The organism is Streptomyces sp. NPDC101165 (genome assembly GCF_044768135.1).
Lineage (GTDB): Bacteria > Actinomycetota > Actinomycetes > Streptomycetales > Streptomycetaceae > Streptomyces.
The window spans coordinates 173771-196920 of sequence record NZ_JBIWPG010000019.1 but is presented as its reverse complement, the minus strand read 5'-3'; the positions used below and the strand labels follow the sequence as shown (position 1 = coordinate 196920).

The 23150-nt window shown below is 69.8% G+C and carries 17 protein-coding genes; 4 read left to right on the top strand and 13 right to left on the bottom strand.

Annotation, left to right across the window (positions count from 1 at the left end):
• Nucleotides 1-294 precede the first annotated feature (294 nt).
• The 3 genes from ACIRVH_RS34635 to thyX all read right to left on the bottom strand — a co-directional run bounded on the left by ACIRVH_RS34635 (nucleotide 295) and on the right by thyX (nucleotide 3988).
• Nucleotides 295-1980 (bottom strand): ribonuclease J, encoded by a 1686-nt coding sequence (locus ACIRVH_RS34635; RefSeq protein WP_403961746.1) that lies wholly within the window; start codon nucleotides 1978-1980, stop codon nucleotides 295-297.
• Between the two features lie 156 nt (nucleotides 1981-2136).
• Nucleotides 2137-3036: a 4-hydroxy-tetrahydrodipicolinate synthase gene (gene dapA, locus ACIRVH_RS34630; protein WP_386581921.1), complete on the bottom strand. Its 900-nt coding sequence runs from the start codon at nucleotides 3034-3036 to the stop codon at nucleotides 2137-2139.
• A gap of 211 nt (nucleotides 3037-3247) precedes the next feature.
• Complete coding sequence (gene thyX / locus ACIRVH_RS34625) at nucleotides 3248-3988, bottom strand: FAD-dependent thymidylate synthase (protein ID WP_403961742.1); 741 nt, start codon at nucleotides 3986-3988, stop codon at nucleotides 3248-3250.
• Nucleotides 3989-4162: 174 nt separating this feature from the next.
• Here thyX and ACIRVH_RS34620 point away from each other — a divergent pair, with 174 nt between their 5' ends.
• Nucleotides 4163-4399, top strand: coding sequence for a hypothetical protein (locus tag ACIRVH_RS34620; RefSeq protein WP_403961739.1), 237 nt, complete (start codon nucleotides 4163-4165; stop codon nucleotides 4397-4399).
• A 90-nt stretch (nucleotides 4400-4489) separates the two neighbouring features.
• Nucleotides 4490-5044 (top strand): hypothetical protein, encoded by a 555-nt coding sequence (locus ACIRVH_RS34615; protein ID WP_403961736.1) that lies wholly within the window; start codon nucleotides 4490-4492, stop codon nucleotides 5042-5044.
• 93 nt (nucleotides 5045-5137) lie between these two features.
• On the opposite strand, the gene ACIRVH_RS34610 is transcribed toward ACIRVH_RS34615, so the two are convergent.
• The 5 genes from ACIRVH_RS34610 to rpsO form a co-directional block, all read right to left on the bottom strand.
• Complete coding sequence (locus ACIRVH_RS34610) at nucleotides 5138-5590, bottom strand: hypothetical protein (RefSeq protein ID WP_403961733.1); 453 nt, start codon at nucleotides 5588-5590, stop codon at nucleotides 5138-5140.
• 13 nt (nucleotides 5591-5603) lie between these two features.
• Complete coding sequence (dapB, locus tag ACIRVH_RS34605) at nucleotides 5604-6356, bottom strand: 4-hydroxy-tetrahydrodipicolinate reductase (RefSeq protein ID WP_403961730.1); 753 nt, start codon at nucleotides 6354-6356, stop codon at nucleotides 5604-5606.
• A gap of 27 nt (nucleotides 6357-6383) precedes the next feature.
• Nucleotides 6384-7763: a M16 family metallopeptidase gene (locus ACIRVH_RS34600; RefSeq protein ID WP_403961727.1), complete on the bottom strand. Its 1380-nt coding sequence runs from the start codon at nucleotides 7761-7763 to the stop codon at nucleotides 6384-6386.
• Nucleotides 7760-9982, bottom strand: a complete 2223-nt coding sequence (locus ACIRVH_RS34595; RefSeq protein WP_403961724.1) for a polyribonucleotide nucleotidyltransferase — start codon at nucleotides 9980-9982, stop codon at nucleotides 7760-7762. The genes ACIRVH_RS34600 and ACIRVH_RS34595 overlap by 4 nt, the downstream gene beginning before the upstream one ends.
• A gap of 339 nt (nucleotides 9983-10321) precedes the next feature.
• Nucleotides 10322-10609: a 30S ribosomal protein S15 gene (gene rpsO, locus ACIRVH_RS34590; RefSeq protein ID WP_033529274.1), complete on the bottom strand. Its 288-nt coding sequence runs from the start codon at nucleotides 10607-10609 to the stop codon at nucleotides 10322-10324.
• Nucleotides 10610-10881: 272 nt separating this feature from the next.
• Between rpsO and ACIRVH_RS34585 the strand changes: the two genes are divergently transcribed.
• On the top strand, nucleotides 10882-11175 hold the full coding sequence (locus tag ACIRVH_RS34585) for a DUF397 domain-containing protein (protein WP_403961720.1): 294 nt from the start codon (nucleotides 10882-10884) through the stop codon (nucleotides 11173-11175).
• 256 nt (nucleotides 11176-11431) lie between these two features.
• Here the strand turns inward: ACIRVH_RS34585 and eccD are convergent, their stop codons facing one another.
• Nucleotides 11432-12940: a type VII secretion integral membrane protein EccD gene (gene eccD, locus ACIRVH_RS34580; protein ID WP_403961772.1), complete on the bottom strand. Its 1509-nt coding sequence runs from the start codon at nucleotides 12938-12940 to the stop codon at nucleotides 11432-11434.
• A 337-nt stretch (nucleotides 12941-13277) separates the two neighbouring features.
• Between eccD and eccCa the strand changes: the two genes are divergently transcribed.
• A complete protein-coding gene (eccCa, locus tag ACIRVH_RS34575) occupies nucleotides 13278-17252 on the top strand; it encodes a type VII secretion protein EccCa (protein WP_403961717.1) in 3975 nt (1324 codons plus the stop codon).
• A gap of 67 nt (nucleotides 17253-17319) precedes the next feature.
• Here the strand turns inward: eccCa and ACIRVH_RS34570 are convergent, their stop codons facing one another.
• The 4 genes from ACIRVH_RS34570 to ACIRVH_RS34555 all read right to left on the bottom strand — a co-directional run bounded on the left by ACIRVH_RS34570 (nucleotide 17320) and on the right by ACIRVH_RS34555 (nucleotide 23097).
• Nucleotides 17320-19425, bottom strand: a complete 2106-nt coding sequence (locus tag ACIRVH_RS34570; protein WP_403961714.1) for a protein kinase — start codon at nucleotides 19423-19425, stop codon at nucleotides 17320-17322.
• Between the two features lie 39 nt (nucleotides 19426-19464).
• Nucleotides 19465-21675, bottom strand: coding sequence for a PQQ-binding-like beta-propeller repeat protein (locus ACIRVH_RS34565; RefSeq protein ID WP_403961711.1), 2211 nt, complete (start codon nucleotides 21673-21675; stop codon nucleotides 19465-19467).
• An 11-nt stretch (nucleotides 21676-21686) separates the two neighbouring features.
• The gene (locus tag ACIRVH_RS34560) at nucleotides 21687-22649 is read right to left on the bottom strand and encodes a serine/threonine protein kinase (RefSeq protein ID WP_403961708.1); all 963 of its coding nucleotides are present in this window, start codon (nucleotides 22647-22649) and stop codon (nucleotides 21687-21689) included.
• A gap of 148 nt (nucleotides 22650-22797) precedes the next feature.
• Nucleotides 22798-23097 (bottom strand): WXG100 family type VII secretion target, encoded by a 300-nt coding sequence (locus ACIRVH_RS34555; protein WP_094221041.1) that lies wholly within the window; start codon nucleotides 23095-23097, stop codon nucleotides 22798-22800.
• Nucleotides 23098-23150: the final 53 nt, after the last annotated feature.

Here is a 23150-nt window from a genome sequence, read left to right as displayed (position 1 = left end):
ACTCACCCTCTCGGGCTTTCCTCCGGGCTTCCCTTCGGTGTTTCCGACTCTATCAGATCTTTTCTCGATCCGATTTCCTCGGCGCTTTCCAGGTTTCCGCTCTCGCGGTTTCCTTTCCGGCGGTTCCGACTTTATCAGAAGTTCTGAGCCGGATTTCCCACCCGCTCCGGGGCACCGTCGTCCAGCACACGAGGTACTGGGGGGTTCCCGGTTGGGCGGAGCCGTAAACGTACTGGAGCGGGGCGCCCCGATGCAAATCGAGGGGCCCCGCTCCAAGTTCACGTGGACGAGGTGTCAGACCTCCACCACGACCGGCAGGATCATCGGCCTGCGGCGATACCTGTCGGACACCCACTTGCCGAGGGTGCGCCGGACGAGTTGCTGCAGCTGGTGGGGCTCCACCACGCCGTCCTGGGCCGAGCGTTCCAGAACTTCCGTGATCTTCGGGAGGACGTCGGCGAAGGCGGAGTCCTCGATGCCGGAACCGCGGGCCTGGACGTGCGGGCCACCCGTGATCTTGCCGGTGGAGGAGTCCACCACCACGAAGACCGAGATGATGCCCTCGTCGCCGAGGATCTTGCGGTCCTTCAGGGCCGGCTCGCCGACGTCACCGACGGAGAGGCCGTCGACGTAGACGTAACCGGCCTGGACCTTGCCCGAGATCTTGGCCTTGCCCTCGATCAGGTCGACCACCACGCCGTCCTCGGCGATGACGATCCGGTCGTGCGGAACACCCGTCATCGCGCCCAGCTCAGCGTTGGCGCGCAGATGCCGCCATTCGCCGTGGACCGGCATCAGGTTCCTCGGGCGGCAGATGTTGTAGAAGTACAGCAGCTCGCCCGCGGAGGCATGGCCGGAAACGTGCACCTTGGCGTTGCCCTTGTGGACGACGTTGGCGCCCCAGCGGGTCAGACCGTTGATCACGCGGTAGACCGCGTTCTCGTTTCCGGGGATGAGGGACGAGGCCAGGATGACCGTGTCGCCGTCGACGATGCGGATCTGGTGGTCACGGTTGGCCATGCGGGACAGGGCCGCCATCGGCTCGCCCTGGGAGCCCGTGCAGACCAGGACCACCTCGTGGTCCGGCAGGTCGTCCAGCGTCTTGACGTCGACGACCAGGCCCGCCGGGACCTTCAGGTAGCCGAGGTCGCGGGCGATGCCCATGTTGCGGACCATCGAGCGGCCGACGAAGGCGACCCGGCGGCCGTACTCGTGCGCCGCGTCCAGGATCTGCTGGATGCGGTGGACGTGGCTGGCGAAGCTCGCCACGATGATCCGCTTGCGGGCGCCGGCGAAGACCTGACGCAGGACGTTGGAGATGTCCCGCTCGTGCGAGGTGAAGCCCGGGACCTCGGCGTTCGTGGAGTCGGTGAGCAGGAGGTCGATGCCCTCTTCGCTCAGCCGTGCGAACGCGTGCAGGTCGGTGAGGCGGTTGTCCAGCGGGAGCTGGTCCATCTTGAAGTCGCCGGTGTGCACCACCATGCCGGCGGGGGTGCGGATGGCGACGGCCAGGGCGTCCGGGATGGAGTGGTTGACCGCGATGAACTCGCAGTCGAAGGGACCGATGCGCTCGCGGTTCCCCTCCGCCACCTCCAGGGTGTACGGGCGGATCCGGTGCTCCTGGAGCTTGGCCTCGATGAGGGCGAGGGTCAGCTTGGAGCCGATCAGCGGGATGTCCGGCTTCTCGCGGAGCAGGAAGGGGACGCCACCGATGTGGTCCTCGTGGCCGTGCGTGAGGACGATGCCCTCGATGTCGTCGAGGCGGTCCCGGACGGACGAGAAGTCCGGCAGGATCAGGTCGATTCCGGGCTGCTCCTCCTCGGGGAAGAGCACTCCGCAGTCGACGATCAGGAGACGGCCGCCGTACTCGAAGACCGTCATGTTCCGGCCGATCTCACCGAGGCCGCCGAGCGGGGTGACTCGCAGGCCGCCCTCGGGGAGCGGCGGGGGCGGGCCGAGTTCAGGATGCGGATGACTCAAAAGACTCTCCTCACCATGCACGCCACGTACCGGTCGGGCACGTGGCGCGCATGACGTTCGTGCAGAAGCAGTTGTCGTTGTGGGGTGCGGGCACCGGTGGCCCGCTTATGCAGTTGTGGATTCAGTTGTGAAGCTCGGGTGGTGCCAAGTCTGTTGTCAGAGCTGTACCCCGCCGGCGGCAAGATCGATCTTGAGCTGGGCGATCTCCTCGGCCGAGCATTCGACCATGGGGGCGCGCAGGGGCCCGGCGGGGAGTCCCTGGAGGGCGAGCGCGGCCTTGGTGGTCATCACGCCCTGGGTGCGGAACATGCCCGTGTAGACCGGGAGCAGCTTCTGGTGGATCTCGGTGGCCTTGACCACGTCGCCCGAGGTGTACGCGTCGACGAGGGCGCGCAGGTCGGGGGTGACGAGGTGGCCGACGACCGACACGAAGCCGACCGCGCCCACGGAGAGCAGCGGCAGGTTCAGCATGTCGTCGCCGGAGTACCAGGCGAGACCGGACTGGGCGATGGCCCAGCTGGCGCGCCCGAGGTCGCCCTTGGCGTCCTTGTTGGCGACGATCCGGGGGTGCTCGGCGAGGCGGACGAGCGTCTCGGTGTTGATCGGGACGCCGCTGCGGCCGGGGATGTCGTAGAGCATGACCGGCAGCCCGGTGGTGTCCGCGACGGCCGTGAAGTGCCGGTACAGGCCCTCCTGCGGGGGCTTGTTGTAGTACGGCGTGACAACCAGCAGGCCGTGTGCGCCGACGCGCTCGGCTTCCCGGGCCAGCTCGATGCTGTGGTGGGTGTCGTTGGTGCCGACGCCCGCGACGATGTGGGCGCGGTCGCCGACCGCCTCCAGTACGGCTCGTACGAGGTCCGATTTCTCCGCGTCACTGGTGGTGGGGGACTCGCCGGTGGTCCCGTTGATGATCAGGCCGTCGTTGCCTGCGTCCACCAGATGGGTGGCGAGCCGCTGCGCGCCGTCGAGGTCGAGTGCGCCGTCCGCCGTGAAGGGCGTGACCATGGCGGTGAGGACCCGCCCGAAGGGGGTCTGCGGAGTCGAGGTCGGAGCCATGGGTAACACGCTACTCGGTGCTCCATGCGTGGTCTGCCCTTGGGGTGCCTGGAAAGTCCGGACAAATGCGGAGCCCGGCACTGCCTGCTCGGGGGTTCAAGCAGTGCCGGGTCCGTTTGATCAGGCTAGATGAACTTCTCTAAATGCCGCAATACGGACACTTCGCCCGGCCGATCCGTACATCCGTTCCGCGTGGGGGAACAGGGCTTCGTTACGGGGCCACACGGCCGTTCGTATTGAAGGCGGCGTAGGTGAGCGGCATGAGCCGGGCCCACTCCGCCTCCATCTTCTCGCCGACCATCTCGATCTCCCGCTGCGGGAAGGACGGCACCTTCGCCTGCTCGTGCTGGGTGCGCAGGCCGAGGAAGTGCATCAGCGAGCGCGCGTTGCAGGTGGCGTACATCGAGGAGAAGAGGCCGACGGGGAGGACCGAGCGGGCGACCTCGCGGGCGACGCCGGCGTCGAGCATCTCCTGGTAGGCCGTGTAGGCCTGCAGGTACGAGTCCTCCATGACGCGGCCGACCAGCTCCTGCTGGGCCTGGGTGCCCTCGACGAAGACGTACTTGCCGGGGCGGCCCTCCTGGACCAGCCTGCGGGACTCGTCCGGGACGTAGAAGACCGGCTGCAGCTCCCGGTAGCGGCCCGACTCCTCGTTGTACGACCAGCCGACCCGGTGCCGCATGAACTCGCGGAACACGAAGATCGGGGCGCTGATGAAGAAGGTCATCGAGTTGTGCTCGAACGGGCTGCCGTGCCGGTCGCGCATCAGGTAGTTGATCAGGCCCTTGGAACGCTCCGGGTCCTTGTTCAGCTCGTCCAGGGACTGCTCCCCGACAGTCGACACACGGGCCGCGAAGAGAACGTCCGAGTCCGCTGCGCTGTGTTTGACCAGTTCGACGGTGACATCACTACGCAGATCGATCTTGAGTTCGTCGTCGGGGGTGGGGGTCACGGTTCGGCGGGTCCTTCCCATCTCGTCTGTTGCGGACGCCACTCTACGGCCCGCCAAACGGGGCGTTCGTCGTCGTGCCTGAATGAAATTGGTGAAACCGGGCACCGATTGCGACGCTTGTTCGTCTGTGTGGGTGAGACTCATCCGTTTCATCCCGAAGGGAGCCGTACCCCCATGTTCCGTCGGCGTGAGCCCGTGCCTTTCGCCTTTGTGGCCGAGGCCGATAGGTTCCGCAGCAATGTCGCTCCCCCGCCCCGTCAGCAGGCGTCCGCCGGCCGGATAGCCGGGAGCTGGCTGCTGGGCCTCACCATCGTGGCCGGGCTCGTCGGCGCGGTGATCCTCGGCATGCCGGCCCTGTCCACGCCGTCCAGTACGCCGGCCCAGCAGTCCCAGGCCGCACAGGGGCGCTGACCCTTACGGCCGCCCAAGGGTGGTGAGCGGGAACCCGGCCGGATAGCCTCACCGGGCACAGCCCCAGCAAGGATTGAGTGAGGACCAGCCGTGCCCCTGCCCTTCCTGACGGCCGACCGCACCTTCGACGCGGCTTCCGAGAGCCCGCTGCCCTTCGACGACCGAGAGCGCTGGCGGCGCCCCTACCGGCCCGGCCCCGGACGCGTGGGCGGGGCGGCCCTGGGGCTGCTGCTGTCCTCGTTCGTGCTGTTCGCGGCGGTCCTGATCGCCCTGACCGGCTCGGTGTCCTCGGCCGGCGTGGTCCTCGGCCTGGCGCTGACGGTCATCGCATCCGCGCTGCGGATGCTGCGCATGGGCGTGTGGGTGAGCGCACGCGGACTGCGCCACGTCAGCTTCCTGGTGACGCGTACGGTGCCCTGGCAACGGGTCATCTCGGTGCGGACGGCCCAGCAGCCGGTGCGCTGGCTGGGGCTGCCCCGCACGGTGCAGGGGGAGGCGCTGACGCTCGTGCGCAAGGACCGGCCCACCGAGGACACGCCACCCCTGCTGACCACCCACGGCCTGGACTTCCTCAACCGCCCCGCGGCCTTCGACCGAGCGGCCGACGCGGTGGAGGCGTGGGCCGCGGAGTACGGGCGCCACTGACCGGAACAGACAAGCCGGAGGGGCCGGTCCGCTGCGCTGCGGACCGGCCCCTTCGGCGTACGGGCCTCTTGTTCGGCTTGCCGCCGGTACGGCTCAGGCCTGGACGGGTCGGCCGTCGTGCAGGGCGATGGCACGCTGCATCGCCTTGCGGGCGCGCGGGGTGTCCCGCGCGTCGTGGTAGGCGACGGCGAGCCGGAACCAGCTGCGCCAGTCGTCCGGAGCCGCCTCCGTCTCGGCCTTGCGCTTGGCGAACACCTCGTCGGCCGAGTCGCGGTCGATGCGGCCGCCCGGGGTGCGCTTCAGTTCGTCGACGGGCAGCCCGCCCTCGGCGTCGAGTTCGGCGGCGAGCTGGTTGGCCTTGCGGACGAACTGGGTGTTCTTCCACAGGAACCACAGGCCGATGACCGGCAGGATGAGCACCGCGATCCCGAAGGTGACGGTGAGGACTGTGCCGGACTGGATGAGCATGACGCCGCGGCTGCCGACCAGCACGAAGTAGAAGAGCAGGACGGCGGCCGTGACGAGGTAGGTGATCTTCGCGCGCATGACGTCTTCGGGCTCAGCTCAGGTCCAGGAAGTGCTCCAGGCCGAACGTCAGGCCCGGAGTCGACACCACGCGGCGGGCGCCGAGCAGGATGCCCGGCATGAAGCTGCTGTGGTGCAGGGAGTCGTGGCGGATGGTGAGGGTCTCGCCCTCGCCGCCCAGCAGCACCTCCTGGTGGGCCAGGAGGCCGCGCAGACGCACGGCGTGGACCGGGACGCCGTCGACGTCGGCACCCCGGGCGCCGTCCAGGGCGGTCACCGTGGCGTCCGGCGCCGGGGCCGTGCCGGCGGCGCGGCGGGCCTCGGCGATGAGCTGGGCGGTGCGCGTGGCGGTCCCCGAGGGGGCGTCCACCTTGTTCGGGTGGTGCAGCTCGACGACCTCGACCGACTCGAAGTACGGCGCGGCGATCTGCGCGAACTTCATGGTCAGAACGGCCCCGATGGAGAAGTTCGGCGCGATCAGCACGCCGGTCTCCGGGGACTGGGCGAGCCAGCCCTTCAGCTGCGCGAGGCGCTCGTCGGTCCAGCCCGTCGTACCGACGACCGCGTGGATGCCGTGGCGCACGCAGAAGTCGAGGTTGCCCATGACGGAGGCGGGGGTGGTCAGCTCGACGGCGACCTGGGCGCCGGTCTCCGCCAGCGTCTCCAGCTTGTCGCCCCGGCCGAGAGCGGCGACCAGCTCCATGTCCTCGGCGGCCTCGACCGCCCGTACCGCCTCGGACCCGATCCGGCCCTTGGCACCGAGGATCGCCACGCGCAGCTTGCTCATGTTTCCTGCTTCCTAACCGGTGGTGTTTCAGGCGACGGCGTCGTGCAGACGGGAGGCCTGCTTGTCCTTCAGCGGGCCGATGACCGACAGCGACGGGCGCTGTCCCAGGATGTCGCGGGCGACCGAGCGGATCTCGTCCGGGGTGACCGCGGCTATCCGGGCCAGCATGTCGTCGACCGACATCTGCTCGCCCCAGCACAGCTCGCTCTTGCCGATACGGTTCATCAGCGCGCCGGTGTCCTCCAGGCCCAGGACGGTGGAGCCCTGGAGCTGGCCGATGGCACGGCTGATCTCGTCGTCGGAGAGGCCGCCCGCGGCGACATGGTCGAGTTCGTCGCGGCAGATCTTCAGCACGTCGTGCACCTGGCTCGGGCGGCAGCCCGCGTACACGCCGAACAGGCCGCAGTCGGCGAAGCCCGAGGTGTACGAGTACACGCTGTAGGCGAGGCCGCGCTTCTCCCGGACCTCCTGGAAGAGCCGGGAGGACATGCCACCGCCGAGGGCGGTGTTGAGCACGCCCATGGCCCAGCGGCGGTCGTCCGTGCGGGCCAGGCCGGGCATGCCGAGGACGACGTGCGCCTGCTCGGTCTTGCGGCCGAGCAGTTCGACCTTGCCGGCCGTGCGGATCGTACGGCGGCCGTCGCGCGGGGCGATGGGCTGCGCGTCCAGGTTCTTGAGGGCGCCCGCCTTCTCGAAGGCCGCGCGGACCTGTCGTACGACCTTGTTGTGGTCGATGTTGCCGGCGCAGGCGACCACGAGGTGGGTCGGGTCGTAGTGCTTCTTGTAGAAGCGGCGGATGCGGTCGGCGCTCAGGGCGTTGACCGTGTCGACCGTGCCGAGAACGGGTCGGCCGAGGGTGTTGTCGCCGAACATCGTGTGCGCGAACAGGTCGTGCACACAGTCGCCCGGGTCGTCCTCGGTCATCGCGATCTCTTCGAGAATCGCGCCGCGCTCGACGTTGACGTCCTCCTCGAGGATGAGCGAGCCGGTCAGCATGTCGCAGACGACGTCTATGGCGAGCGGCAGGTCGGTGTCGAGCACGCGCGCGTAGTAGCACGTGTACTCCTTGGCCGTGAACGCGTTCATCTCGCCGCCGACCGCGTCGACGGCGGAGGAGATGTCCAGTGCCGACCTGCGGCCGGTGCCCTTGAAGAGCAGGTGCTCCAGGTAGTGCGTGGCGCCGTTCAGGGACGGCGTCTCGTCGCGGGAGCCGACGTGCGCCCAGATGCCGAAGGTGGCGGAGCGGACCGAGGGCAGGGTCTCGGTGACGATGCGCAGGCCGCCCGGGAGGGTGGTCTTGCGGACCGTGCCGATGCCGTTGGTGCCCTTGATCAGGGTTTGGGTACGGGCAACGGCCCGCGCCTCCGAAGAGGTGCGGGCCGTCGCCTTGGAGCTACGGGACGTCACTGCTCGGCGTCGTCCTTCTTCGTCTCGTCGTCGCCTTCTTCGCCCTCGATCACCGGAACGAGGGACAGCTTGCCGCGGGAGTCGATCTCGGCGATCTCGACCTGGACCTTCTGGCCCACACCGAGGACGTCCTCGACGTTCTCCACGCGCTTGCCGCCGGCGAGCTTGCGGATCTGCGAGATGTGCAGCAGACCGTCCTTGCCCGGGAGCAGCGACACGAACGCACCGAAGGTCGTCGTCTTCACGACCGTACCCAGGTAGCGCTCGCCGACCTCCGGCATGGTCGGGTTGGCGATGCCGTTGATCGTGGCGCGGGCGGCTTCGGCGGCCGGGCCGTCGGCGGCACCGATGTAGATGGTGCCGTCGTCCTCGATCGTGATCTCGGCGCCGGTGTCCTCCTGGATCTGGTTGATCATCTTGCCCTTGGGGCCGATGACCTCGCCGATCTTGTCGACCGGGATCTTCACGGTGATGATCCGCGGCGCGTTCGGGGACATCTCGTCCGGGGTGTCGATCGCTTCCATCATCACGTCGAGGATGTGGAGACGGGCGTCGCGGGCCTGCTTGAGGGCCGCGGCCAGGACGGAGGCCGGGATGCCGTCCAGCTTGGTGTCGAGCTGGAGGGCGGTCACGAACTCCTTGGTGCCGGCGACCTTGAAGTCCATGTCACCGAAGGCGTCCTCCGCACCGAGGATGTCGGTGAGGGTGACGTAGTGCGTCTCGCCCTCGACCTCCTGGGAGATCAGACCCATGGCGATACCGGCGACCGGGGCCTTCAGCGGCACACCGGCGTTCAGCAGCGACATGGTGGAGGCGCAGACCGAACCCATGGACGTCGAGCCGTTGGAGCTCAGCGCCTCGGAGACCTGGCGGATCGCGTAGGGGAACTCCTCGCGCGTCGGCAGGACCGGCACGAGGGCGCGCTCGGCGAGGGCGCCGTGGCCGATCTCGCGACGCTTCGGGGAGCCGACGCGGCCGGTCTCACCGGTGGAGTACGGCGGGAAGTTGTAGTTGTGCATGTAGCGCTTGCGGGTCACCGGGGAGAGGGTGTCCAGCTGCTGCTCCATGCGGAGCATGTTGAGGGTGGTGACGCCCAGGATCTGGGTCTCGCCACGCTCGAACACCGCGGAACCGTGCACCCGCGGGATGGCCTCGACCTCGGCGGCGAGCGTACGGATGTCCGTGACGCCACGGCCGTCGATGCGCTTCTTCTCCTTGATCACGCGCTCGCGGACCAGCTGCTTGGTGAGCGAGCGGTACGCGGCGGAGATCTCCTTCTCGCGGCCCTCGAACTCCGGCAGGAGCTTCTCGGCGGCGAGCGCCTTGACGCGGTCCAGCTCGGACTCGCGCTCCTGCTTGCCCGCGATGGTCAGCGCGGAGGCGAGCTCCGGGCGGACGGCGGCGGAGAGCGCCTCCAGGACGTCGTCCTGGTAGTCGAGGAAGATCGGGAACTCGCCGGTCGGCTTGGCGGCCTTGGAGGCGAGGTCGGCCTGGGCCTTGCAGAGCACCTTGATGAAGGGCTTCGCGGCTTCCAGACCGGCGGCGACGACCTCCTCGGTCGGCGCCTCGGCGCCGCCCTCGACCAGCTTGATGGTCCCCTCGGTGGCCTCGGCCTCGACCATCATGATCGCGACGTCGCCGTCCTCCAGGACGCGGCCGGCGACCACCATGTCGAAGACGGCGTCCTCGAGCTCGGTGTGCGTCGGGAACGCGACCCACTGGCCGCGGATCAGCGCGACGCGGACGCCGCCGATCGGGCCGGAGAAGGGCAGACCGGCCAGCTGCGTGGACGCGGACGCGGCGTTGATCGCCACGACGTCGTACAGGTGGTCGGGGTTGAGGGCCATGATCGTCGCGACGACCTGGATCTCGTTGCGCAGGCCCTTCTTGAAGGACGGGCGCAGCGGGCGGTCGATCAGACGGCAGGTGAGGATCGCGTCCTCGGAGGGACGGCCCTCACGGCGGAAGAAGCTGCCGGGGATCTTGCCGGCGGCGTACATCCGCTCCTCGACGTCCACCGTCAGGGGGAAGAAGTCGAGCTGGTCCTTGGGGTTCTTGGAGGCGGTGGTGGCCGACAGCACCATGGTGTCGTCGTCCAGGTACGCCACGGCGGAGCCGGCGGCCTGCTTGGCCAGGCGGCCCGTCTCGAAGCGGATGGTACGGGTGCCGAAGGCGCCGTTGTCGATGACGGCCTCGGCGTAGTGGGTCTCGTTCTCCACTAGCGTTTTCTCCTCGTCTTCGTCCCTGGGCTGCCCGTGTGGCAGGGGGACGGTTACGGAGAAGCGCGCCGTGCTGTGCGGGCCGGTCTTCGATCGAAGCACCCGGGGCTCGCTTCCCCCCGGGGGCCACTACCGAGGACCGGCGGCGGCTTAGGTGCGCTTTCTCCTCGTTCTGTTTCGTACGTACTGCGTTGTGCTACCACACTACAAAGCGTGAGTGACACTCCGCACGTTTCCGCACGTACGACGGGGGCTTGCCTGCATACGACAGGACTTCCCCGTATACGGCAAAAGGAGCGGTTCCCGAGTCCTACCGGGAACCGCTCCCCTCACGGCGTCTTACTTGGCGCCCGCAGCACCGCGGCGGATGCCCAGGCGGTCGACCAGCGTACGGAAGCGCTGGATGTCCTTCTTCGCCAGGTACTGCAGCAGGCGACGGCGCTGACCGACCAGGATCAGCAGACCACGGCGGGAGTGGTGGTCGTGCTTGTGGGTCTTGAGGTGCTCCGTCAGGTCGGAGATCCGACGCGAGAGCATGGCGACCTGGACCTCGGGGGAGCCGGTGTCGCCCTCCTTGGTACCGAACTCGCTGATGATCTGCTTCTTCGTAGCGGCGTCGAGCGACACGCGTACTCCTCATAGTCTGTGAGTGCCCACCGAGCGCCCCCGGTCTGCTTCTCGGGGGTGCTTCCGTGACTCGGAAGGCGGGGATCCGCTGGGCGCGGCCTCCAGAGCCTTCTGGGAGGGCTCCGGGGGTGCGTACACAAACGGCCGTCACACAGCGTACCAGCCGGTGGCGGGAACCCTCTCCCGCCTTCCGGAACGGCCCGGGCCCGCGGGAAGCGGCCACTAGGGTGAGCGTGCTGATCGTACGTACGTCGGGAAGGGGTCGCTTCGGGATGGCGGAGACGGAAGCGGAGATCAAGGCGCGCAAGGAGCGGGAGCGCGACGAGCTGTACGCGCTCGACATCTCGGACGCCGAGTGGCACTGCGCCCCGGGTACGGAGGAGCACGAGGAGCGGGTCGAGATCGCCTACCTCCCGGACGGCGCGGTGGCGATGCGGTCCTCCCTCGACCACGGCACCGTGCTGCGGTACACGGAGGCGGAATGGCGGGCGTTCGTCCTGGGTGCCCGGGACGGTGAGTTCGATCTGAAGCCGACGCCGCACAACGGCGGACTCTCGACGGAGTGAGCGGAAAGCAGAAAAGGGGGGGGCGCGCGCGGGCCGCCCGTTGGTTCGTCCCGTGTGCCGGGGCGGCCCTAGCGGGTCCTCGCCCGCGCCCGCCCGGACACCGCGAACCCCCCCCGCTCTCCCGCTCGCGGGTGGGTGTTTTCTATCTCACGCCGCCCCCCCCCACGGGCGGCCTCGCGCCGGTGTGCGCGTAAACCACAACCGGGCGCCCCGCGCGCGCCCCCCCCTTTTCTGCGTCCGGTGAGCCGGTGCGGACCTAGCTGGTCATCGCCCGCGCCCGCTCGTACACGTCGAACACGGCCAGCGCCAGCGGGATCAGCGTGAGCAGGACGAAGCTCTCGGCGATCTCCAGGAAGCGGCCCCAGAAGGGGGTGACACCGCGCCGCGGGGTGATCAGACCGATCGCGGTGACCAGGGCGGTGGCCGCGCCGACCGCCGCGGCGAGCCAGACGCTGCGGATGTCGAGGGCGCTGCTGTCGCCCTGGAAGGCGTCGATCAGGTAGTTCCGGGGCGGGTTCAGGGCCAGCCCGAGGCCGAGGAAGACGATCGCGGCGAGGCCCGCGGCCAGGGTGGCGCCGACCTGCGCGGTGTAGCGGAACAGGTGCGCCCGCATCAGCATCGCCACGCCGGTCGCGAGGGCCAGGAGCTGGGCCCAGGTGTTGCTGGAGAAGCCGAGGACGATCGACGCACCCACCGCGACGAGGGCGCAGCCGCCGACGAAGCCGACGAGGAGTTCGTGGCCGCGCCGGGCCTGGGCGGCCACCCGCTCGAGGTCCACGGGCTCCTGCGGGGCGGGCTCGCCGCTGTCGTAGCCGCCGCGCGAGGGGTTGGGCGGCTCGAAGCCGATCGGCAGCCGTGCGAAGCGCATGGACAGGCCCGGCAGGAAGGCCAGCGCCACGACGGAGAGCGGGGCGCAGACGGCGGCCGTCTCGATGGGCTTCAGCTCGGTGAGGATCGCGATGAAGCTGGTGATCAGACCGATGGCCGAGGCGAAGACGAACGCCACGAAGGGTCCGTCGCCGCCCGGCGACATCAGGGTGAGCACCACGGAGGCGACCAGGACCGCCGCACAGGCGAGCAGGAACTGGAGTCGTCCGATGCCCTGTCCGGCGGAGAGCGACAGCAGCCCCGAACCGGCCACGGCGACGTTCGGCAGGGCGCCGAGCCCCAGCGCGATCGCGGAGCCCCGGTCGCCGTACACCCGCGCGCGTACGCAGGCGATGGTGACCAGCAGGATGCCGGTGACGCCCGCGATGATGCCCTGCAGGCTGTACATGTCGTGGTGGATCTGGGAGCTCCAGGCCACGAAGGCGAGCAGCGCCGGCAGGATGCCGCCCGCGACGAGGCCGGCGGCACGGGTGAGGTCGCCGCTCCACAGGGTGCGGTCGCGGGTGACGGCGGAGGCCACCGCCTCGGAGACGTCGTCGAGGACCGCGGGCGGCAGCGACTCGGAGAACGGGCGCAGGGTGAGCAGTTCGCCGTCGAGGATGCGCTGCGCCGTGAAGGACCGGGCGCCGTCGAGGACGGTGCCGTCCCGCCGGACGAGGTGGTAGCCGACCGGCGCGCCCTCGGCGGGGCTCTGCTGGGACAGGCGCAGGATCTCCGGGTACAGGTCGGCGACCGGTACGTCGTCGGGCAGTGCCACGTCTATGCGGCTGTCGGGCGCCACGATGGTGACCCGGCAGAAGCCGAATCCCATGCCTGCCCCGGAAGGGGCTCCGGTGCCCGCTCCACCGGTCGCGCCGGCAGGCGCGGAGGCCGTCATGCTCACCTGCTGTTCCCCCTCGTCGGTGGTGGGGCGGCCTGTGGTGCCGCCGCGCACTCTTCCGCCCGTAAAGATCCTGTGTAGGTTGTGCCGCGCCCTCCGCACCGCCGGCCAACCGAGCGGTCGTATCCGGGGGTTGCGGGGTGGCGCTTGCTTCGAACCGTTGCGGATTGCCCGGGTTTTCCCGGCATGATTCGCAACTGCTCACGCGTCTCACCGGCACCCTACCGCCCGCCGTTGTCCGTGGTTGTCAGTAGGATCGCGCTTCGCGGTCGACGTCCGCCTGACACGGGGCGGCGGACGAAACATCTCGGTCCGGCAAGGGAATTGGTGCGTAGTGAGCCACATCGTCGTCAAGCGCCCACCGCGGGCACTGCCGAAGGAAGTGCCCACGGACGAGGTCGTACTGCAATCACCGCCGGAGCTTCCGCGCGGTCAGCAGGAAGGCGCTCTGATGCAGCTCCTGCCCATGCTCGGCATGGGCGGGTCCGTGGTGTTCTTCTTCAACCCCCAGGCCCAGCCCTTCATGAAGATCATGGGCATGGTGATGGTGGCCTCGACGATCGGCATGGGCATCTCGATGCTGATCCGCTACCGCCGCGGCAGCCAGGGGCAGATGGCGGACATGCGCCGCGACTACCTCCGCTACCTGTCGCAGACCCGGCGCGCCGCCCTGGAGACCGCGAAGTTCCAGCGCGACGCCCAGTACTACCTGCACCCTTCGCCAGAGCAACTGTGGGCGCTGGTGGCCGAGGGCAGCCGGGTGTGGGAACGGCGTACCGGTGACGAGGACTTCGGGCAGGTACGGGTGGGCCTCGGACCACAGGCCCTGGCCACTCCCCTGATCCCGCCTCAGACCGCCCCGGTCGACGAGCTGGAGCCGCTGACCGCGGGCGCCATGCAGCGCTTCCTGGCCACGCACAGCGCCCTCGACGACCTGCCGATGGCGGTGTCGCTGCGCGCCTTCTACCACGTGACGATCAGCGGCGAGCCGGGCACCGTGCGCGGCACCGCCCGCGCCGTCGCCGCCTCCCTCGCCTCGATGCACTCCCCCGAGGACCTGGTCATCGCCGTCGTCACCGGACGCGCGTCGGCGCCCGAGTGGGAGTGGGCCAAGTGGCTGCCGCACGTGCAGGCCCCGGGCGTCGCCGACGGCGCCGGCAGCGTGCGCCTGATCACCACCGACCCGGTGGAGCTGGAGGACCGGCTCGCCTCCCGCCTGCAGGGCCGCCCGCGCTTCCACCCCGGCGGACCGCCGGTTCCCGAACAGCCGCACGTGGTCGTCGTGCTCGACGGCATCTCCCTGCCGCCGACGTCGTTGCTGGCCAGCCCCGAAGGCATGCAGGGCGTGACGGTCCTGGAGGTCGTGCCCGGCGACCTCACCATCGGCCGCGGCGACCTCTCCGTCATCGTGCAGCCCCACGAACTGCGCCTGGAGTCGGCGCACGGCATGGTCTACGACGGGACGCCGGACGTCCTGTCGTACGAGGCCGCGGAGGCTCTCTCCCGCCAACTGGCGCCGCTGCGCATGGCGTCGGGCGGCGACGACGACCAACCGCTGCTCGCCAACCTGGACTTCACGGACCTGCTGAACCTGGGCGACGCGGCCTCGGTCGACACGAAGCGGACCTGGCGGCCGCGCTCGCAGTCGGAGCGGCTGCGTGTGGCGATCGGTCTCGGCGAGGACGGCCGGCCCGTGATGCTGGACCTCAAGGAGGCCGCCCAGGAGGGCATGGGCCCGCACGGCCTGTGCGTCGGTGCGACCGGTTCCGGCAAGTCCGAGCTGCTGCGCACGCTCGTCCTCGGCCTCGCCGTGACCCACTCCTCCGAGACGCTGAACTTCGTCCTCGCCGACTTCAAGGGTGGTGCCACGTTCGCGGGCATGGCCCAGATGCCGCACGTGGCGGCCGTGATCACCAACCTCGCGGACGACCTGACCCTCGTCGACCGCATGGGCGACTCGATCCGTGGTGAGCTCAACCGCCGCCAGGAGATGCTCCGCGACGCGGGCAACTACGCGAACATCCACGACTACGAGAAGGCCCGCGCGGCCGGCGCGCCGCTGCAGCCGATCCCGTCCCTGGTCCTGGTGATCGACGAGTTCAGCGAACTGCTGACCGCGAAGCCGGACTTCATCGAGATGTTCGTGCAGATCGGCCGTATCGGCCGTTCGCTGGGCGTGCATCTGCTGCTCGCCTCCCAGCGTCTGGAGGAGGGCCGGCTGCGCGGCCTGGAGACCTACCTCTCCTACCGCATCGGTCTGCGGACCTTCTCCGCGGCCGAGTCGCGCGCCGCGCTCGGCGTCCCGGACGCCTACGAGCTGCCGAACGTCCCGGGTTCGGGTTTCCTGAAGTTCGGTACGGACGAGATGGTGCGCTTCAAGGCGGCGTACGTCTCGGGCGTCTACCGCACCAGCTCGCAGCAGGCCGCCGCGCTCGGCGGCCCGCTGCCCGTCGACCGCAGGCCGGTCCTCTTCACGGCGGCCGAGGTCCCGGTGCAGTACGCGCCGGTCCCGAAGCAGCGCCAGGAGGCGCCCGACCAGCAGAAGGACGACGCGCTCGCCGACACCGTCCTCGACGTGATCGTGCGGCGCCTGGAGGCGCAGGGTCCGGCCGCCCACCAGGTGTGGCTGCCCCCGCTGGACAGCCCGCCGTCGCTCGACACGCTGCTGCCGGGGCTCGCGCCGGTTCCCGGCCGTGGCATGACCCAGCCGGGCTACGAGGGCGCGGGCCGGCTCGTCGTTCCCGTCGGCCTCATCGACAAGCCCTACGAGCAGCGCCGCGACCCGCTGTGGCTCGACTTCGGCGGCGCGGCCGGCCACATGCAGATCGTCGGCGGCCCGCAGTCCGGCAAGTCGACGCTGCTGCGCTCGATCATCGCGTCCTTCGCCCTCACCCACACCCCGCGGGAAGTGCAGTTCTACGGCCTGGACTTCGGCGGTGGCGGTATGGCCGCGGTGGCCGGCCTGCCGCACATGGGCGGTTTCGCCTCGCGTCTGGACCCCGAGAAGGTCAGGCGTACGGCGGCCGAGGTGTACGGCGTCATGACCCGCCGCGAGGAGTACTTCCGCTCCGCGGGCATCTCCTCCATCGCGGAGTTCCGCTCCCGCCGCGCGCGCGGCGACATCTCGGTGACCGACCAGCCCTGGGGCGACGTCTTCCTGGTCATCGACGGCTGGGGCAACTTCCGTACGGACTACGAGGCCCTGGAGCCGCTGGTCCTGGACATCGCCGCGCGCGGTCTGGGCTACGGCATCCACCTGATCCTCACCGCCTCGCGCACGATGGAGGTCCGCGCGAACCTCAAGGACCACCTGATGAACCGCCTGGAGCTGCGGCTGGGCGACCCGATGGACTCCGAGATCGACCGCAAGATCGCGGCCAACGTCCCCACCGGTGTGCCCGGTCGCGGTCAGACCCCGCAGAAGCAGCACTTCATGGCGGCGGTCCCGCGCATCGACGGCCTCTCCTCCGACACGGACCTCGCGGAGGCGTCGACCGCCCTCGCGGCCGAGGTCAGCCGTCACTGGCAGGAGCCCGGCGCGCCGGAGGTTCGCCTGCTGCCCCGCGAGTTCGCCGCGACCCAGCTTCCTCCGGGCAACCGTTTCCCGAACCGCGGCATCTCCTTCGCCCTGGACGAGGACAACCTCGAGCCGGTGTTCGTGGACTTCGAACAGGACCCGTTCTTCCTGGTGTTCGGCGAGAGCGAGTCGGGGAAGTCGAACCTGCTGAAGCTGCTGATCAAGGGCCTCACCGAGCGCTACGACGGCAACTCCTGCAAGCTGTTCGTCGTCGACAACCGCCGCTCGCTGCTCGGGGTGACCCCGCCGTCCCACCTGGCGGAGTACATCCCCATGTCGAACCAGATGCAGCACCACATGGACGCACTGGCCGACCTGATGCAGCGCCGCACACCGACGGCCGACGTCACCCCGGAGCAGCTGCGCGAGCGCAGCTGGTGGCGGGGCCCCACGGTCTACGTCGTCATCGACGACTACGACCTCGTCTCCACGTCCAGCGGCAACCCGCTGTCGGGCCTGACGGAACTCCTGCCGTTCGCCCGCGACGTCGGCGTCCGCTTCATCATCGCCCGCTCCACTGCGGGCGCGTCCCGCGCCGGCTACGAGACCTTCATGCAGCGCATCAAGGAACTCGGCGCCCAGGGCGTGGTCCTCGCGGGCGACCCGGCGGAGGGCGACCTGCTCGGCGGGGTTCGGCCGCGGCCGATGCCTGCGGGGCGGGGGGTGTTCGTCTCTCGGAAGAGGGGGAAGCCGATGGTGCAGGTGGGGCTGGTGCCGGACGGGTCTGCGTGACGGTCGGCTGACCTATCGAGAACTCGGGGCCGTGGTCGCCTGGCGACCACGGCCCCTTCGTATGCCGTCAGAACACCGGCAACACGTAGAGCGAGCCGTCGTTCCTGATGAACGCCCTGTTGCCGTCGACCGCGATCCCGTGGTGCTCGGCCTCGGGCAGTTTGTAGGTCCAGCCCGGAAAGCCGTTCGCCACGTTCACGGCGTTGATCTCGGTCTTGTAGGAGTGGTCGATCGTCCACACGCCGGTGCCCTGGACGAGGACGGGGCTGTCGCTGCTGCCGTCACTCCGGGAGGTCCAGGTGCTGCTGCCTTCGGTGAGGGCGCGGCGTTCGGGGAACATCCCGCCGACCGCGTAGACGGAGTCTCCGTGAACGCTCACCGGGCCCCACTCCGCGGGCGCCCGGTACATGTCTCTGGTCGTGTGTTCCCAGATCTCGTGGCCGTCGGCGAGCCTCAGTGCCGCCAGCGTCCGGCCGTTGAGGTACACGACCCCGTCCCGCACGACGGGATTGATCGAGATCTCTTTCGCCTGGTTGCGTCGCTGCCACACCAGGCTGCCATCACCTGTCGCCATGGCCAGTACGTGGCCGTCGACCGTCGGGAGCACCAGACGTCCGCGGCCGACAGCCACTCTCGCGGAGATCTTTCCGCGGTGTTCCGACGGGATCCGAGCGGTCCAGCGGACCTTGGCATCCGAGTGGCCCACACTGCGCAGCCGGTGGTCCTTCGTCATGACGTAGACGGCCTTGTCGTCCGCTGCCACGACGGCCGCGGCGTCGGCGGCCGCGGTCCACTTGCGCTCGCCGGTGGACGGCACGAACGTGTGCAGGGTTCCTTCAGCGTCGACGGCGACGATCAGGCGGTCGGACAGCGAGAGGTAGTGATCCGGCTGTACATCCCGTGCCGCCCAGCGCCGCTTTCCGTCCACGACGTTGTAGGCCGCGATCCCGCGTTCGCCGTTGCCGTAGTCCCCGACCACGACGACGTCCCGCACGGGCAGCGGAGCGGCGGAGTCCTGGTCGATGACGTCGTGACGGCTCCACAGCGCTTTGGGTGACCCCTCGACGATGTAGTCACCGTCATCTGCCAGGAGCAGTCGGGCCCTCGGTGTCGTCACGGCAGGCGGGATGTCGAACGGGCCGTCCTTCTTGTCCTGGCGCGGCTGCCGGAGCAGCCACCATCCCGTCGTGCCTCCCCCTGCGGCGAGCACCGTGCCGCCGGCGGCGAGGCCGGTGAGCAGACGGCGCCTCGGCACGGTGGTCACGGTCGCCGAGGAGGCCGTCGTGGGCGACGCGGTGAGCTGACGTACCTCCCGTTCCCGCTCCTTGATCTCGTCCCCGACCGGGCCTCGCTGCCACACGCGGCCGCTGTTCTTCGGTGGGGCGAACGCAGCGGCGATCTGCCCCGGAGCCGGGCGTGACGCACCGTCCTTGGCCAGACAGGGGGCGACGAGTGTGTGCAGCTGAGGGGGCAGGCCTTCCCAGCGCGGCTCCCCGTGGACGACCTCGTACTGTACGGCGGCTACGTGGGCCCCCTCGAACGCGCGTCGGCCGGTGGCCGCGTAGACGAGAACGGCGCCCAGGGAGAACACGTCCGCAGCGGGTGTCACTCGCCGCCCCAGCACCTGCTCGGGGGCGCCGTACCCCGGCGTGACCGGGATCTGGCCCGTCGTGGTGAGCGTCAGGCCGTGCTCCGGGCGGGCGATGCCGAAGTCGATGACCCGTGGTCCGGTCGACGTCAGCACGATGTTCTGGGGTTTGAGGTCACGATGGATGAAACCCACCGTGTGAATGTCCGCCAGGGTCTGCGCGATCGACGCCGCCAAGGCGCGCACGCTCGTCTCGTCGAGCGGCCCGTGCTTGTCCACCGCCTGGTCCAGGGTCGGTCCGGTGAGGAACTCGGTGGCGATCCAGGGGCGCCCGCCCTCGGTCTGCGCGCCGAGGACCGCAGCCACGCCCGAGCTTCGCACGGCCTGCGCCGCGAGCGCCTCACGAACAAAACGCTGGGCGAGATTCGCGTCGTGGGCCAGTTCCGGGCGGAGCACCTTGATCGCCGCGACGGTCCCGGCGCCGTCCTGGCCGGCGTACACCTTCCCCATACCGCCCTCGCCCAGCACACCGAGCAGACGGTAGGGCCCGAGGCGGATCGGGTCGCCGGTACCCAGGGGTTTCATCGCTGACTGCTTTCTCTTCTGTTCATCGGAGGACGGCGCTCACTTGAGGGGGAATGCCGCAAGGAACTTGCCGCCCAACGCGATGGTGACCTGGGCCTTCTCGTGGGCGATGAAGCGGTTCCCGGTGGTCTTGTAGGAAGCCGTGGGCATGTGCGACGAGAGATCGATCGCCCAGAGCGCCGAGGAACGCTTGCTGTACGCGTAGTCCGCGCCGATCACCGGCGCGGCGGACACATCCGCTTTCGTTCCCGCGCCGCCCTTCTCCTCCCACCGCACCCGCCCGCTGCCGGAGTCGAAGGCGATGAGGCCGAGGCCCTTCTCGGCGGCGTAGACCACGCCGCCCTTGACCGCCGGGGGTCCGTAGGTGCGCCCGGGGCGTTCGGTCCTCGAGTCCCACACCGGAGCGCCGTCGCTCAGCCGAAGAGCCCTCAACCGCCCGGTACCCAGGTACAGGTTCTCGGCGTCTGTCGCCAGCGGCTGCTGTACGCGGTCCGGTGCGACGCCCTCGAACGGCTTGTCCCAGCGGACGGCACCCGTACGGGTGTCCCGTACGACGATGCGGACCTTGCCGTCGTTCGTCTCCTGCAGCGACACCAGGTTGTGGCCGACGACTCGGGCCGTAAGGAAGTGCAGGCGGTCGGTTCGATCCGGTCGTGAGGGCAGCGGCCTGGTCCACAGCTTCTTCCCCGTGCTGATGTCGACGGCGAAGACGGACCAGGACTGGGACGCCAGGAAGTACGTGTCGTACTTCCCCTTGCCTCCCGCCGCGTACACGACACCATCGGCCGTGCACAGCACCTGGTTCTGGGAGATGACACCGTTGAAGTCCGTGAGCTGGGCGAACGGCTTGGCCGCCGCACCCGTGCCGGTGTCGACGGACGCCAGGATGAGCGGAAAGCCGCCGGGCTTGCCCGCGTTTCCGTCGGATCCTGGCGGGGCCACCATGCGCACGAGGCGCTCGCCGTCCGTGGCGATCTGCCAGTGGATCTCCATCTGCTCCGACGTCCACCGGACTTGACCCGAGCCGGCATCGATTCCGCCAAGGCCAGTACCGGCCACCAGCGTTACGAGGTCTCCGACGGCGAGCGGCTGCGCGGGCGGGACCGTGCCGTACGGCGGATCGGCGACCTGGATCTGCCAGATCGAGTCGAGCTTCTTCTTCGGCAGCAGGCTGTTGCTGGGACTCGCGACAGGCTGCTTCCCGTGCGAACCGGACCGCCAGGTCCAGGCCCAGGCTCCCGCCCCGACGGCCGCCGCGCCGAGCGCCACTCCACTGCCTGCCAGCAGCAGTCGGCGACGGGACATCGCTGCGGCCGGTGCGGCCGGCGACTGCGCGTACGGTACCGACGGTGCGGGGAGTCGCTGAGGGATGATCTGCCAGACCTCGGTGGCACGGCGGGCGATCTCCGCGAGCAGCGCGTCCGGCAGGTGCTCCGCGAACTCACCGGATCCGTCATGGAGTTGAGCGGCGAGTTCTGAGGTGGTCGGCCGACGGAAAGGGTTCTTGTCAAGGCACGGGCCGAGAATCGGGACCAGGGCGGCGGGTACGTCGCTCAGGTCCGGATCGCCGTACCGGACCCGGTAGAGAAGATCGGCGGTCTGCCCGTGGCCGAACGGGGCGCGGCCGGTGGCGGCGTAGACGAGTACTCCGGCCAGCGCGAACACGTCGCCCGCCCCGGTGTGTTCCTCGCCGCTCGCCTGCTCCGGTGACATGAAGGCCGGGGTGCCAACGGCCGCTCCAACTCTGGTGAGACGGTCGTCGCCGATCGCGCGCGCGATGCCGAAGTCGATGACCTTCGGCCCGTAGGCCGTGACCAGGAGGTTGGACGGCTTGAGGTCGCGGTGGACGACTTCGGTGCTGTGCAACTGGCCGAGCGCCCCGCACAGAGCCGCTCCTAGGGCGCGCACGGTTGCCTCGGGGAGCGGTCCGGCCAGTTCGACCGCCTCGTCGAGCGGCGGACCGAGCACGTACTCGGTGGCGATCCAGGGTGTCTCGGCCTGCGTGTCCGCCTCCACGACCTGGGCGCCGTGCCGCCCTCCGATGACGCGCGCGGCGTCGGCCTCCAGCCGGAACCGGGTTCGGGCGCTGGGGTCCGAGGCGATGCCGGCGTGCATCGTCTTGACCGCGACGGTCCGTCCACCGCCCGAGCGCGCCAGGTAGACCGTGCCCATGCCGCCGCTGCCGAGGCGGGCGACCGGGCGGTACAGTCCGAACGCTTGTGGGTCGTCGTGAGTGAGCGGAGTGGGCATGGCGGTCGTCGTCAGTCCTGGCGTGAGGTGGGCACGGTGGAGCGCGGGATCTCGGCTCTGAGTACGGCGGCCGACTGGTGGGCGATGGCGGCGATCACGCGGCTCGGCAGCCAGCCCGGGCCGAGCAGCGCGGCGGTTCGGGTCGCGAACCCGGCATCGGCCGGCATCTGGGCCACGGCGGGGGAAGTCGGCGCGGTCGGAGCGAACAGGTCAAGCAGCTCGGACAGTTGAGGTCGCTCCCCGGGGTCGCGGGCCAGACAGCGACTGACGATCGTACGCAGTACGGAAGGAAGCTCGTCGCGTTCGGGCATGGTGTGGCCGGTGGCGGCGTAGGCGAGCGTCGCGCCCAGGGCGTACACATCGCCCAGTGGCCGTGGCCGCCCGCCGGACGCCTGCTCGGGTGGCAGGCTGCCCTGCTCCAGTCCCGGCAGGCCGGAACGGGCCGTGTCGTCCGGGGCCGCGGCCCGTACAGCTCCGAAGCAGGTGAGGCGTGGCCCGTCGGCGGCGAGCAGCACCGCCGCCGGGGACAGACCGGCGTACGTCAGCCCCTGCCCGTGGGCGATGACCAGAGCTTCGACCAGAGCGGCGCCAAGGGCCCGGACGGTGCGCTCGGGAAGTGGGCCACCGTGCACGGCGAGTGCGGTGGGAAGAGGAAGCGCGGGGAGATAGGGGCGGGCGTGCCAGGCTGCTTCCCCGGAGGCGGCGTATGTGACGGCGGGCATCATGAACTGCCCGAGGAGGTAACGAGAGGCCTCGGCTTCCGCCATGAAGCGCTGTGGATCGGTGCCTGCGAGCGGAGTGCTGAGCAGGACGGTGTGCTCACCGTCGGCACTGCGGGCGATGTGGCGCCGCTCCGGCACCGGGATACGGCTGTGGGGGTCGTCCAGCGCAGTGATCAGGACGTAGAGGCCGATCCGCCGGGAGGCCGAGACACCCTGCTGCGCTTCACCGGATCCGGCGGTTGTCGCGTGCACCTGATTCCCAGTCCTTGTCTGTGCGCTTCCCGACGCCTCAGCCGCGACAGAGAATCGGGCGACCGGTGCGAGATCGGGCTGCGGACCAACGACAGGGTGGGCGCCTCCCGCGCGCGCCCACCCTGGAGTTGCTACTGCGAGGTTCGGCCTACCGGAAGTAGGAGGCCGCCTTCTTGTCACCTTCCATGTACGTACCGCCGGACTGGGCGACGACGTGACCGATGCCGGTCAGGGCCTGGTGGATGTCGTTCGCCTCCTTGTCCCAGCGGTGCAGCTTCTCGTTGAAGGTGCCCTGCGCCTCGCCCTCCCAGTACTGCAGGCTGCTCACGACCATCTTGCGGAGCTCCTGCAGGTCCTGCTCGAGCGTGCTCGCCTCGTTACCGATCTTGGTTGCCGCGACGTCGAGCCCGTCATAAGTGACTGACAGTCCCTCAGCGTTGTTGGCCATGCCTGTTCCCTCGTCTCGCTGGTGTGTAGCTGGTGGGTGCGCCGGCTGCCCGG